This window comes from Sanguibacter sp. Z1732 (genome assembly GCF_051020515.1).
GTDB lineage: Bacteria > Actinomycetota > Actinomycetes > Actinomycetales > Beutenbergiaceae > CALKWS01.
The window spans coordinates 3,044,545-3,057,027 of record NZ_CP194857.1; the positions used below are offsets into that span (position 1 = coordinate 3,044,545).

The 12,483-nt window shown below is 69.4% G+C and carries 12 protein-coding genes; 9 read left to right on the forward strand and 3 right to left on the reverse strand.

Features of this window, described 5'->3' with window-relative positions; all coding sequences use genetic code 11:
- Positions 1-7 precede the first annotated feature (7 nt).
- Complete coding sequence (locus ACRRRO_RS16005; RefSeq protein WP_424795928.1) at positions 8-715, reverse strand: TetR family transcriptional regulator; 708 nt, start codon at positions 713-715, stop codon at positions 8-10.
- A gap of 85 nt (positions 716-800) precedes the next feature.
- On the reverse strand, positions 801-1,808 hold the full coding sequence (locus ACRRRO_RS16010) for a lysostaphin resistance A-like protein (protein ID WP_424795929.1): 1,008 nt from the start codon (positions 1,806-1,808) through the stop codon (positions 801-803).
- 166 nt (positions 1,809-1,974) lie between these two features.
- Between ACRRRO_RS16010 and ACRRRO_RS16015 the strand changes: the two genes are divergently transcribed.
- The 9 genes from ACRRRO_RS16015 (at position 1,975) to ACRRRO_RS16055 (ending at position 9,735) form a co-directional block, all read left to right on the forward strand.
- On the forward strand, positions 1,975-2,946 hold the full coding sequence (locus ACRRRO_RS16015; protein ID WP_434080568.1) for a metal ABC transporter solute-binding protein, Zn/Mn family: 972 nt from the start codon (positions 1,975-1,977) through the stop codon (positions 2,944-2,946).
- A gap of 10 nt (positions 2,947-2,956) precedes the next feature.
- On the forward strand, positions 2,957-3,715 hold the full coding sequence (locus ACRRRO_RS16020) for a metal ABC transporter ATP-binding protein (RefSeq protein ID WP_424795931.1): 759 nt from the start codon (positions 2,957-2,959) through the stop codon (positions 3,713-3,715).
- A gap of 47 nt (positions 3,716-3,762) precedes the next feature.
- Positions 3,763-4,572, forward strand: a complete 810-nt coding sequence (locus ACRRRO_RS16025) for a metal ABC transporter permease (protein WP_424796330.1) — start codon at positions 3,763-3,765, stop codon at positions 4,570-4,572.
- A 90-nt stretch (positions 4,573-4,662) separates the two neighbouring features.
- Entirely contained in the window at positions 4,663-5,175 is a 513-nt protein-coding gene (locus ACRRRO_RS16030; RefSeq protein ID WP_424795932.1) for a hypothetical protein, read from the forward strand.
- A gap of 46 nt (positions 5,176-5,221) precedes the next feature.
- Positions 5,222-5,815 carry a Gfo/Idh/MocA family protein gene (locus ACRRRO_RS16035; protein ID WP_434080569.1) on the forward strand — a complete coding sequence of 198 codons (594 nt, stop codon included), beginning with the start codon at positions 5,222-5,224 and terminating at the stop codon, positions 5,813-5,815.
- Entirely contained in the window at positions 5,748-6,455 is a 708-nt protein-coding gene (locus ACRRRO_RS16040) for a Gfo/Idh/MocA family protein (RefSeq protein ID WP_434081595.1), read from the forward strand. The genes ACRRRO_RS16035 and ACRRRO_RS16040 overlap by 68 nt, the downstream gene beginning before the upstream one ends.
- A 35-nt stretch (positions 6,456-6,490) precedes the next feature.
- Positions 6,491-6,901, forward strand: a complete 411-nt coding sequence (locus ACRRRO_RS16045; protein ID WP_424795934.1) for a ubiquinol-cytochrome c reductase iron-sulfur subunit — start codon at positions 6,491-6,493, stop codon at positions 6,899-6,901.
- A 131-nt stretch (positions 6,902-7,032) separates the two neighbouring features.
- Positions 7,033-7,926: a DUF4282 domain-containing protein gene (locus tag ACRRRO_RS16050; RefSeq protein ID WP_424795935.1), complete on the forward strand. Its 894-nt coding sequence runs from the start codon at positions 7,033-7,035 to the stop codon at positions 7,924-7,926.
- 207 nt (positions 7,927-8,133) lie between these two features.
- Positions 8,134-9,735 carry a DUF222 domain-containing protein gene (locus tag ACRRRO_RS16055; protein WP_424795936.1) on the forward strand — a complete coding sequence of 534 codons (1,602 nt, stop codon included), beginning with the start codon at positions 8,134-8,136 and terminating at the stop codon, positions 9,733-9,735.
- A gap of 4 nt (positions 9,736-9,739) precedes the next feature.
- Here ACRRRO_RS16055 and ACRRRO_RS16060 read toward each other — a convergent pair whose 3' ends face one another.
- Positions 9,740-12,412 (reverse strand): ATP-dependent DNA ligase, encoded by a 2,673-nt coding sequence (locus tag ACRRRO_RS16060; RefSeq protein WP_424795937.1) that lies wholly within the window; start codon positions 12,410-12,412, stop codon positions 9,740-9,742.
- Between the last annotated feature and the right edge of the window lie 71 nt (positions 12,413-12,483).

Here is a 12,483-nt window from a genome sequence, read left to right on the forward strand (position 1 = left end):
CCCGGGATCACGAGTGGGACTGGGCCGCCCGGGTCTGGGCCAGGTGGTCCAGATACGTCTGGAGCACCGAGTCGTCGGTGAAGAAGCCGTGGCTGTACAACTCCAGCGCGGGGACCATGAACTCGGCGCTCCAGCGCTGTAGCAGTGCCGCGTAATCGGCGTCCGGGCCGGGCTGATCCAGCCGCATCATCAGCAGCAGCGAACCTACTCCGGTGCTGACCAGGAACTTGGCGCGAGCAGCCGGATCCACGCTCTCCCGCACGGTCCCCAGGCGCACCGCCTCGGCGATGTACGCCTGGGCATCGGCGACCATGAGGTCGAACAGGTGGCTGGCGAGTGCGCCGCCGCCGGCGAAGGACTGCATGATGTAGCCCACCAGCCACGCGTAGGAGTCCATCGTCGCGAGCTGGTTGAGCAGGGTGCCGCTCGGGTCCGTGCCGACCGAGTCCTGCTTGGCCTCTGCCACCAGGGCGGCGACGTGCTCATCGCACACGGTGCGCAACTTCTCCTTGGACCCGAAGTGGTGGATCACCAGCGCCGCCGAGACCCCGGCGCGGGCGGCGATCGCACGCACCGAGGCGTCGAAGCCGACGTCGCCGAACACTTCGACCGCCGCGTCGCGCAGCCGTGCCCGGGCGGTCAGGTCGGCGGCGGCGCGCTCGGATCGGGAACCAGTGGACGCCGAGTGCAGGGACGAGGGCGGAACTGAACGCATGTTTACCAGGCTATGTGAGCGTTTAGCCAGGGACAAGGCGAACCGGGACCGTCAGGTGCGCGGAGCCTGCGGGTCGCCGTCACGGTCATGCGCCGTCGGAGCGTGTCCGGGTGGGCTGCCCGGCTGTCCGGGCCGCGCCGGCACGACGGTCCGTGCCTCGTCGGAGGAGCCCACCCGTCCCGATGGCGTCGGCTGCCACCACGGCCGGGTTGGCCCGCAGCCGGAACTTGCCGGTGGCCACGATCAGTGCCAGCAACAGCGCCGGCACGATCCACCCCGACCAGCCCAGGACGCTCGCGTGAACGGTGTCCACGGTCTCGCCGGCCATGGCGAAGATGACGAAGGAACCCGCGGCGGCATTGAAAGCGCCGTGGGCCAGCGCGGCCGGCCAGACCGAGTCGCTGCGCAATCGGAGCCAGCCGAACACCCCACCGATGAGGATGCACATGCCGGTCATCATCAGCAGACCGAGCCACCCCGGTGCGAGCGGGTAGTTGTAGCCGAGCAGAATGATCGGAGCGTGCCACACTCCCCAGATCACACCGGAGACCGCGATCGCTCCGAGCGGGCCGAGCGGCATCAACTTGGGAAGCAGCCAACCCCGCCAGCCGATCTCCTCGCCCAGGGCGGGGATCAGGTTGAGGAAGGCGGCGACGAAGACATTGATCAGTTGCAGGGCCGCCAGCACCTGGATCGGTACCCCCATATCCGGCACGCCCTGCTGCTCGAGAAGTTGCGCGAAGGCGGACAGGTTCGCGAAGTCGGCCGGGTACACGCCGAGCCAAGCGCCGACCGGCAGTGCCACCAGGCACAGCGCCGTCGGCACCACGATGGCGAGGGTGAGGTAGCCGATGAACCGGCCCGGTCTGCCCAACGGCCAGAGGCCCAGGGCGTACAGGATCCGGGTGGGTCGGCTGATCAGCAGCACGACCACCAGTGCGGCCACGGTGGGGGTGAACATCATGGCCGTCGCGAGCAGCCCGAACCGGCGATCTGCCAGACCGTCACCGAGCCACAGCGGCAGAGCCACCGCCCAGGCGAGCGCGATGGACACCACCACGAACAGGGCGATCTGAGCGCTGGGTCGACGCATGGATCTCCTCCGGGCCATCTCCGGGCCACGGCTGTGCCCCGTACGCCCAGCATCGTAGTGCGATGGCCCGGCGCCGACGTGGCGATACCGGCTACCGGCGTCGGCTGCACGGCCGGCTCCCATGGTAGTAAAGTTCGGCATCCCGAACTTTTATGTGAGCCCTCTCATGACACCTCTTCCTCGACGGCGACTCCGTGCCCGCATCGGCGCCGGCAGTGCTGTGGCACTGCTGACGGCGGGGTGCCTGGGCGGGCCGAACGCCGGTAGCGGGCAGGAGGACGACGACCGCCCGGTGGTCCTCACCACCTTCACGATCATCGCGGACATCGCCCAGAACGTGGCCGGGGAGCATCTACAGGTGCGCTCCCTGATACCGGTCGGCGCCGAGGTGCACTCCTATGAGCCCACGCCCGGTGACCTGCGTCAGGCCGCTGATGCCGACCTGATCCTGGACAACGGGTTGGGCCTGGAAGCGTGGTTCGACCAGTTCATCGCCGACGTGCAGGCCCCGCACGTCGTGGTCAGCGAGGGGGTGGAGCCCTTGGAGATCGGCGCCCAGGCCGGCGCCACTGAGGCCGGGAGCAGCGTAGCCGGCTCCCGCCCCAACCCGCACGCCTGGATGTCCCCCCGGCAGACCCAGGTGTACGTCGACAACATGGTGGCGGCCTTCGGCGAACTGGACCCGGACCGCGCGCAGGATTACCTCGCGAACGGCCGGGCGTATGCCGAGGAGCTCGAGGCGGTGCACACCGAACTCGTGGATGATCTCGCGGCGCTGCCACAGGACCAGAAGGCGCTGGTGACCTGCGAGGGCGCCTTCTCCTACCTGGCGCGCGATGCGGGCCTGAGCGAGCACTACCTGTGGCCGGTGAACGCCGAGGGCGAGGCAACGCCCCGCCGCATCGCCGAGACGATCGCGTTCGTTCGTGACGCTCAGCAGGTGCCGGCGGTGTTTTGTGAGTCCACGGTGTCCGACGCCGCGATGCAGCAGGTGGTCGAGGCCACCGACGCCACTTTCGGCGGGGTGCTGTACGTGGACTCCTTGTCCGAGCCGGACGGACCGGTACCGACCTACCTGGACCTGATCCGGCACGACGTGAATCTCATCCGCGCCGGCCTCACCGGTGCGGAAGGGTAGGCGGCTCCTGATGGCGGGCACCGATCGCGACGAAGCCGGCGGCACCGGAGACCCGGTCATCGAGGTGCGCGACGCCTCGGTACGTTACGGACAGGTACGCGCGCTGACGGCGGCTACGCTCAGCGTGGGGCAGGGGAGGATCTGCGCCCTGGTGGGGATGAACGGGTCGGGCAAGTCCACGTTGATGAAGGTGATGCTCGGCCTGGTGCGCACCCACCCGGGTCGGGTGCTGATCAACGGCGCTCCGCCGTCGTCGGCCCGTCGTCGCGGACTGATCGCCTACGTGCCCCAGCGCGAGGACGTCGACTGGTCCTTCCCCACCACGGTGCGTGAGGTGGTGATGACCGGCCGGTACGCCCACCTGGGCCCCACCCGCAGGGCGCGAGCACGCGATCACCGGATCGTCGATGAGGCCCTGGGCCGAGTGGACCTGACCGAACTGGCCGGCCGGCAGATCGGGCGCCTGTCCGGGGGACAACGGAAACGGGCGTTCGTGGCCCGGGCGATCGCGCAGCAGGCCGAGGTGCTGCTGCTCGATGAGCCCTTCGCCGGGGTGGACGACCTCTCCCAGCGCACGGTGAGCGGGCTGCTGCGCAGCCTCGCCGATGACGGCGCCACGATCGTCATCGCCACCCATGACCTGCCGGCCCTGCCCAGTCTGGCCGATGAGGCCGCACTGCTGGCCGGCACCGTGGTGATGCACGACTCGGTGCACCAGGTGATCCGCCCGGAGAACCTGGCCCGGGCCTTCGGGCTGGGGGAGTCGTGACCGAGGCGCTCACGGAGTTGCTCATCGAACCGCTGCGGTACCCGTTCATGGTCAGGGCGATGCTGACCGCCCTGATCGCTGGGGTGGTGTGCGCCATGTTGTCCTGCTGGTTGGTGCTGGTGGGATGGTCGCTGATGGGCGATGCCGTCTCCCACGCGGTGCTGCCGGGCGTGGTGCTGGCCTACATCGCCGGCGCACCCTTCGCCCTGGGTGCCCTGATCTTCGGCTTCACCGCCGTGGCCCTGATCGGGTTCATCCGCGATACCTCCCAGATCAAGGAGGACGCCGCGATCGGGATCGTCTTCACCACCCTGTTCGCCTTCGGTCTGGTGCTCATCTCGGTCACACCGAGCCAGGTGGATCTGCACCACATCGTCTTCGGCAATCTACTGGGAGTCTCGTGGGTGGACCTGGTTCAGATCGCGGGTCTGGGGCTGATGGTGTTCGCGGTGCTGCTGTTCAAGCGCCGGGACCTGACCCTGTACGCCTTCGATGCCACCCACGCCTTCGCCATCGGTTTGAACCCGCGCCTCCTGGGCGCGCTGCTATTGGGGATGATGGCGGTCACCACCGTGGTGGCGCTGCAGGCGGTGGGGGTCATCCTGGTGGTGGCGATGCTGATCATTCCCGGCGCCACCGCCTACCTGCTCACCGACAGGATGGGCGTGATGCTGCTGATCGCCCCGGCCCTGGCGGTGGCGTGCGCGGTGGGTGGGGTCTACGCGAGTTTCCACGCGGACGTAGCCACCGGTGGGGCGATCGTGCTCGCCCAGGGTGGGATGTTCGTGCTGGCCTACCTGTTCGGGCCGCGGCAGGGTCTGCTTCTCGCCCGGGCCCGGCGACGCGTGGCTGCGTAGGCGGGCCGTGCGCCCGCGCCAATGGTCGCCGGTAGGTTACGACCGAGACGTGGCCAGAACGTGACGAGTGAGCCAGGAGTAGCGACGCTGATGACGACGGCACTGCCCATCCCGATCGAGTTCGAGTTGCCCACGGGCTGGTCCGCGGTATCGCCGGAGGATGTCGGTGCCACACCGCTGGCGTACGTCGCCCTGCACGACCGCACGCACGGCCGGTTCCGGGCAAACATCACCATCGCCGGGGCCCTCCGGGCTGATAGCCAGACGAGACCGGCAAGGCCGGCGGGACCGGCCGAGTTGGAGGAGTTGGGCGAGGCGGTCTTCGCCCGCCTCGCCCAGGGAGCCGGCGTCACCATGGTCCAGCGCCGGGCGATCAGTTCCCACGGTGCGCCGGGCCTGGCGCAGGTGGTGCAGGTCTCGACGTCGATCGAGGACGGACCGATCGACCTGACCCAGGGCCAGGCCTACCTGCATCTCACCGATCCACAGGAGCCGGGGAGGCAGATGATGGTCGAGATCGTCCTGACCTGCCTCGCGGAGGACTCCGGGCAACTGGTGCCTCAGTTCGAGGAGTTCGTGGCATCGGTGCGTCCCACCCGGTAGCTCCACGAGTAGGGTCGTGGGGACGGTGACGACCAGGACAGGAGCGATGGTGGGCGACGAGGCGAGGACGACCGTGGATTCGATGGCGCAGGGGCGCTTCGGGGCCGTGCCGGGCAAGGTGCGGTTGGGCATCATCGGGCTGGGGGTGCAGGGCACCGCCTACGCGCGGATGATCGCCGAGGGGATGGCCGGGGATCTGGTTGTCGGCGCGGTCGCCGACATCGACGAGGCCGTGCGGACTCACGCGCAGGAGGTGTGCCCGGGGGCCCCCTTCTACACCGACTACCGCGAGATGATCGCCGGCGGAGACGTGGACGCGGTGGTCACCACGGTGCCGCACTACCTGCACCCGCAGATGGGTATCGACGCGATCAAGGCAGGGGTGCACGTGCTGGTGGACAAACCCGCCGGGGTCTACACCGCCCAGGTTCGCGAACTCAACGAGGTGGCCGCGGCCCACCCGGACGTGACCTTCGCGATCATGTTCAACCAGCGCAACAACCCGCTGTACCAGCGGATCAAGGAGATCGTCGACGGGGGCGAGATCGGCGCGCGGCGGGTCCAACTGGATCATCACCACCTGGTGGCGTCCCGACGCCTACTACGGCGCCAGCGAGTGGCGGGCGACCTGGGGCGGTGAGGGCGGGGGAGTCCTGGTGAACCAGGCCCCGCACCAACTCGACCTATGGCAGTGGATCTGCGGGATGCCCACCTCCCTGGTAGCCAAGGCTGCGTTCGGGTTCCGGCGTGACATCGTGGTGGAGGACGAGGTGACGGTGCTGGCCGATTACGGCGACGGCGTCACCGGGGTGTTCGTGACCGCGACCCATGACCCGGCCGGCACCGACCGGCTGGAGCTCCTGGGGGATCGGGGCAAGATCGTGGTGGAGGGGTCCAAGACGGCGACCCTGACCCGGTTCGCGGCCGACGAGCGGGAGTTGTCGGCCCGTCTCAGCGTCGCCGAAGGGTTCAAACTCGCCGGCGGGGGCGATACCGAGGGCTTCTACACCACCGAGCAGATCGAGACCGAGTCGGCCTGGGGATCCCAGCACGCCGGCGTCCTGGCCAACTTCGCCTCCGCCGTCCTGCACGGCACCGAACTGCTCGCCCCGGGCGCCGATGGTATCAACGGTGTGCGGCTGGCCAACGCCGTGCACCTGTCGGCCTGGCTCGGCCAGGAGGTAGCCCTGGACTTCGACGAAGCCGCCTACCTGCGCGAACTCAACGCCCGGATCCGCGAGGAGGGGCTGTTCCCGGAACGGCCCGATCCCGGCGCATGAGGCCGCTCGGTGCGTCCGGCGGGGGGGGTGGAGAGATGAGCCTGTGTCCGAGCCGACGCCAGGTACTCGCAACAGTTGGCCTGGGTGCCGGTGGCGCGATGTTGTTGAGCGCGTGCGGTGCCGAGGAGCAGGACGAAAGCACGGTGTCGGTGGGGGAGACCCTGATCGGACTGGAGGAGATCGGGGTCGGCGATTCGGTCTCGGTGCAGACTCCCGCCGGCGCCACGGTGCTCCTGACTCGCACGGATGAGGCCGACGTCGTCGCCCTCTCCGCGGTCTGTACTCACCAGGGCTGCACCGTCGACGTCGAGGAGGAGGAGGGGCGCTGCCCCTGCCACGGCTCCCGGTTCGACCTGCGTTCGGGAGAGGTCACTGCGGGCCCGGCGAAGGAGCCGCTGGAACGAATCGCCGTCGAGGTCATCGACGGGCGGATCGTCACGGCCTGACCTGACCGGGCGTCCCGGGTTGCCCATGTCCCTCCATGATGCGCCGTTCCTCCAGGGTTCTAAGGTGGTGCTGACGTGATTGACACACCGGTCACCGACATCAGCGTGACTGCACCAGGAGGGGGCAGACCATGAATCCACCCGAACCGCAGGAACCATCCGGCGCCGGTAGCGACGACGACGGCCGCAGCCAGGCCCCGGCGCACCCCGGCGACACCCCTCAGTACACTGAAGGTGGGACTGCCCCGCAGGGGGCAGAGGCCGGCGGGGAGGGGGTTGCGTACGCACAAGGCCCCTCCGGCCCGGTGCCCCAGGCAGGGCCGCCGACCGAGCCGCCCTCCCAGTCCGGGAGCGCCGCAGCGCCGGACGTTCCAGGTCGCGCCGACGTTCAGGACGCCCGGGCCCAAAGCAGCCAGGGGGGTTATGCCGCCCCGCCGGGTGGCTACGCCCAGGGTGGTGACGCCACGCTTCACGGTGGCCAGGGCGGGTACGGCCAGCCACAGGGCGGTTATGGCGCGCCCCAGGGTGGCTATGCCGGACAGCAGGGTGGTCACGAGCACGGTGGCTACGGTGCACCGCAGGGTGGCGACGGAACACCTCAGCGTGGATACGGCGCACCCCAGGGTGGTCCGCCGCAACCCGGATCAGGCGCCCCCCACGGGGCCCCGGGCTACCCGCAGCCCGGCACCCCGCTGACGGGTTCAGCATCCGGTCCGGGCCTGTTCGATCTCACTTTCGCAACCCCGCTCGCACCGCGCATCGCCCGACTCGGATTCATCTCGTTGTGCATCCTCGGCGGCCTGATCGCCCTGTCGGGTCTGGTCGAGTTCATCCAGGTAGCGGTGGCCACGAGCATGTACGGAGGCGGCTGGACCGTGGCCGTCTACTTCGTGAACCTGCTGGTCACGATCGCCATCGCGCTGGCGCTGGTCGTGCTCGGCCGGATGGGTATCGAACTGGTCCTCGCGGTGGTCGCAGGCCGTGAACGGGACAAGGGGTCGCAGGGCGGTCCGTCCCCGTCCTAGCCGTACTCGGCCGCGCCTGACCCACTGACCCGACGGGTCTCGTTGCGCGTACCTGTCTGAGTGATGGTCTCGACCGAGTCCGGGCTCCACAGGTACCCATCGAACGGGCCCGTATCCACAGCGCCGAAGCGAACCGTCTGCCCTGTCAGTGGTCGGCCCTACTATGGGAACAGATGTACGAACTGCGGATTCCCATGGAGGTGCCCGATGGCGACGGACGGGTCCCACACGCCGCGCCGTGGGTCCGGCGAATCCCTGATACGGGACCTCGCCGAACTGGAGGCGATCGTGGACCGGATCGCCACCGCCGACATCGCCGCTGAACGACTTGCCCATGCCGGACCGGTGCTGGGCTCGGCGGCGCTGCGCGTTCACGGCGCCGTCCAGCGCCTGGCGGGAAAGCGGCTGCAATGGTTGATGGCTGAGGAGGCTGACGGTCGATGGGCCCTGACCGGGGCACGAACCTACGCCACCCACGTGGCCCAGACGCACCGGATCACGCAGTCGGCGGCGAAAGCGGACGTGCGTCTGGCCAGGCAGTTTCGAGATGAGATCCAGCACTTCGATCGCGCGCTGCGTGCGGGTGAGGTCGGCTTGGAGCAGGCTCGCATCGTGGCCGCTGGTGCCCTGACGTCGCAGGAGAGGATCGCTGCGCTGGGCGAGCGCGTCTCCCTCGGGTCGGATCCCGAGGCCAGCGACAGCCGTGAGCACGAGCCAGCCAAGGATGGTGCTCACGATCCTGATGGCTCCGACGACGGCGGTGACCCCGGGCAGGATGATCAGCGCAACGTGCAGGACGATGCCGGAACCGCCACGGTCGAGGAGTTCCTGCTGGCTGAGGCGATGGTGCTGCGGCCCGCGCAACTACGGCACCTGGTCCATCACTTCGCGCGGGTAGCGGACCCGGAGGCGGACGAGCGTGGCTATCGAAAGTCCCAGGAACGCGAATACGTCGACATCGCGCGCACGCTCGGTGGCTTCCATCTCGCGGGCTTCCTGACCGAGGAGCACGGGCAGCAGGTGCGGCTGGCACTCGATGCGGTGATGGGCAAACCCGTGCGGGGCGACGCCCGCAATTCCGGTCAGCGCCGCGCACAGGGTTTGGCCGACATGGCGAGGGTGGTGCTCGATCAAGGGTTGGGCGGCACCTCGGCATCGGTGCGCCCGCACGTGGGTGTCCACATCGGCGCAGCAGAGTTCGCTCGGTTGTTCCGTGAGGCAGTCAGCGAGCAGGAATCACCGAAAGCACCCCCACCGGGCGCTGACCCACCAGTGGATAAGCCATCGGCCGGTCTGGCCTCATCACGGATCGCCACCGACAAACCGGCCCCGGATGAACAGCCCCGCTGGGACTGGAATGCGATCCTGCGCAGCGAGCCGGGCATGTGGACCGACGCCACCGGTCCGGTCCCAACGCCGGTGTTACGTCGGATGGCCAGGTGCGGGGACGTGTACCGGGTGCTGTTCTCCGCCAAGAACGAGGTGCTCAACCAGGGGCGGGCGCATCGGACCTTCACCGCAGCCCAGCGCCGGGCGATCGTCGCTCGAGACCGGCACTGTGTCTATCCGGGCTGTACGGCGCCGCCGGTCCTGTGCGAGACCCACCATGCCCTCGTGAAATGGTCCCGGGGCGGGACCACCGATGTGGCGAACGGGGCGCTGCTCTGCTTCCACCACCACGACCTGGTCGAGGCCCGACGACTCACCATGGCCCGACCCGATGGTGCCTGGCGGTTCTACCGACCCGATGGCACCGGGCTGAATGACCGCGCTGGCGGACGACTCACGCCGTGGAAAAAGCGCGAATAGGTCGTCAACTGGAGGGTTCCTCGAAATCGCTCTGCGCAGGATCGATGTCGCTCGGATCCTTGTCGACCCGCCAGCCGCGCCAGACCGGATGACGCAGCCTGCCCTCCGTGGTCCAGTTCGAAAAGGACACCTCAGCCACGCGTACCGGTTCGACCCAGTGTGCATCCCGGGCATCGATGGCAGGAATGCCGATGAGTGCCGGCGTCGGCCTGGCATCCTCGCGCAGGTGCGCAACCCATGCGCGCGCCTCCCGCTCCGTGAAGCCGGTGCCGACCCGGCCGACGTAACGCCAGCGACCCTCTCGCGTCGGGAGCCCCAGCAGCAGTGATCCCACCGCCCCCGAGCGCCCGCCCCGACCGGGCCGCCATCCGCCGACCACAACCTCCTGGGTGCGGCTGTGCCGGATCTTGATCCACGCCGAGCTCCGTTGGCCGGCCCGGTAGATGCTGTCCACCCGTTTGGCCACGATCCCCTCCAAGCCCTGATCGGCACTGGTGGACAGGGCCCCGGGGATGTCGCCCTCGAACGCGGGAGGGACCTGCACGGTGCGGGAAGGGGAGATGACCTCCTCCAGCAGGCTGCGGCGCTGGTGGTAGGTGAAGCCGGTGAGTTCGTGCCCGTCCATGGCCAGCAGATCGAAGAGCATCAGGTGCACACCCTGGCGCCGTGCCGCCGCTGCCACCTGATGACCCGTGGCCTGCATCCGCGGCTGCAACAACCCGAAGTTCGGCCGTCCTTGCCCATCCAGGGCCACCACCTCCCCATCGAGTACCACCGAGCTCGCATGCACCGCGTCCAGTACCTCAGCGACCTCGGGATACTGCGCGGTGGTCTCCAGACCCGAACGACCGAACACCCGGACCCCTCCGGGGCCCACATGCACCAGCGCACGGACGCCGTCCCACTTCATCTCCGCGGCCCAGCCCTCGGCGCCGATGTCCGCGAGGGTGCCCGCGGTGGCCAACATCGGCGGGATCGGGGTCACTGGCGCAGGATCGGTGGCTGGTGCGCCGGCGTTCGCTGGTGCGTCCGGCGCTGCTTGCGCGACTGCGGTGAGCGGGGCGTCCGGTGGGCTCGGCGCGGCCGGCGGGTTCGGGACGTCTGCGGGTTCCCGAGCCGCGAGTTCCTGCCCTCCTGCCTCGGTTGATCGGTCAGGTGCGCTACGGGAATCCGATGGCTCACCGGCGCTGGACGAGTCGTGGACCTCGGGCTGCTTCTTCATCAGGTGGATCAGCCACTGCTCGCGCTCCCCGCCGGTGCGGATCAATGCGAAACTACTGATCCGTCCGGGCCCGGACTGCTCCAGGCCGCCGCCTTCGGCGCCGGTGAGCGTGGCAATGACCTCGGCACCCTCGCGCCACTTCTGGATCTCGTACGTACCGTGATCCCAGATCGTGACCTCACCGGCGCCGTACTCGCCCTTGGGGATGGTACCGGCGAACGTGGCGTACTCCAGTGGGTGGTCCTCGGTCGGGACAGCCAGGTGATTGCGGTCCGGTGAGGTGGGAACGCCGCGCGGCAGCGCCCAACTGACCAGCACGCCGTCGCGCTCCAGCCGGAAGTCCCAGTGCAACCGGGAGGCATGATGCTCCTGGATCACGAAGCGGGGCAGCGCAAGGCCTTCGCCGTCGGCACCTCCATCACCCGGGTCGTCTCCGGGCACCGCCGGGGCGGGGGGCGAGAACGGTGGTGATGACGGCACCGGCGCCGGAACAGGCTCGGGTGTGCGTGCCCCATCGCGCTTGGCGCGATAGCGCGCGAGCCGGTCCGGCACCGGCGTCGTGCCGGGGGAGGCCCCCAGCGGCGCCATCGGATCCCCGCGCGCGGCCAGCAGGTCCAGCACCTCCTCGGGTGAGAGCTGACGCAGGTCCGGATCGGCCAGTTCCTCCCACGTGCGCGGCGCGGCGACGCGGGGCAGAGCGGTGCCGCGCAGGGAGTAGGGCGCCACAGTGGTCTTCTTGGCGTTGTTCTGCGACCAGTCCAGGAACACCTTGCCCGCTCGGGCCGCCCGGGCCATCCGGGACAGCACCAGATCCGGATGATCGGCCTCCAGGCTCCGGGCCAGTTCCCGCGCGAGCGCACTGGCCTGTTCCGAGGTCACCGTGCCCGGTAGCGGGGCGTACAGGTGGATGCCCTTGGAGCCGCTCGTGACCGGGTACGACTCCATGCCCATCCCGGCCAGGATCTCCCGCACCAGTCCGGCCACGTGGGCCACGGTGGTCAACTCCACCCCCGGACCGGGATCCAGGTCCAGGACCAGCCGGTCCGGGTTGGCGGCGGCGCCATCGGCATCGAGTCGCCACTGCGGCACATGCACCTCCAGGGCCGCGATCTGGGCGAACCAGGTCAGCGTGGCGCGGGAGTCCACCACTGGATAGGTCGAGACGTGATCAGAGTGCTGCACATCGGCTCGGACCACCCACGAGGGGGTCCCGGCGTCCAGGTCCTTGCTGAAGAAGGAGTCCAGTGGGCGGCGTGCCGTGCCGACCCCCTCCACCCAGCGTTTGCGAGTGGCCGGGCGGCCCAGGCAGTGCGGCACCATGACGTCGGCGACCTGGGCGTAGTAGTGCGCCACCTCGGCCTTGGTGGTGCCGGTCTGGGGATAGAGCACCTTGTCCAGGTTGGTCATGCGCAGCCGGCGTCCATCGACGTTCACGATCGTCTCCGCGCGAGCCATGCTGCCTATCGTGCTGGCTGCGCGCCCTCGTCGCTAGCCGTGCCGACCTGCGGCGCGCCCCCGGACCACGG

Bases quoted from the DNA above. Each gene is read 5' to 3' on its own strand.
- ACRRRO_RS16030 (WP_424795932.1), top strand. From the start codon at position 4,663: ATGACGACGGCACTGCCCATCCCGATCGAGTTCGAGTTGCCCACGGGC.
- ACRRRO_RS16005 (WP_424795928.1), bottom strand. From the start codon at position 715: ATGCGTTCAGTTCCGCCCTCGTCCCTGCACTCGGCGTCCACTGGTTCC.
- ACRRRO_RS16010 (WP_424795929.1), bottom strand. From the start codon at position 1,808: ATGCGTCGACCCAGCGCTCAGATCGCCCTGTTCGTGGTGGTGTCCATC.
- ACRRRO_RS16060 (WP_424795937.1), bottom strand. From the start codon at position 12,412: ATGGCTCGCGCGGAGACGATCGTGAACGTCGATGGACGCCGGCTGCGC.
- ACRRRO_RS16050 (WP_424795935.1), top strand. From the start codon at position 7,033: ATGAATCCACCCGAACCGCAGGAACCATCCGGCGCCGGTAGCGACGAC.
- ACRRRO_RS16045 (WP_424795934.1), top strand. From the start codon at position 6,491: ATGAGCCTGTGTCCGAGCCGACGCCAGGTACTCGCAACAGTTGGCCTG.
- ACRRRO_RS16035 (WP_434080569.1), top strand. From the start codon at position 5,222: ATGGTGGGCGACGAGGCGAGGACGACCGTGGATTCGATGGCGCAGGGG.
- ACRRRO_RS16015 (WP_434080568.1), top strand. From the start codon at position 1,975: ATGACACCTCTTCCTCGACGGCGACTCCGTGCCCGCATCGGCGCCGGC.
- ACRRRO_RS16020 (WP_424795931.1), top strand. From the start codon at position 2,957: ATGGCGGGCACCGATCGCGACGAAGCCGGCGGCACCGGAGACCCGGTC.
- ACRRRO_RS16025 (WP_424796330.1), top strand. From the start codon at position 3,763: ATGGTCAGGGCGATGCTGACCGCCCTGATCGCTGGGGTGGTGTGCGCC.
- ACRRRO_RS16055 (WP_424795936.1), top strand. From the start codon at position 8,134: ATGGCGACGGACGGGTCCCACACGCCGCGCCGTGGGTCCGGCGAATCC.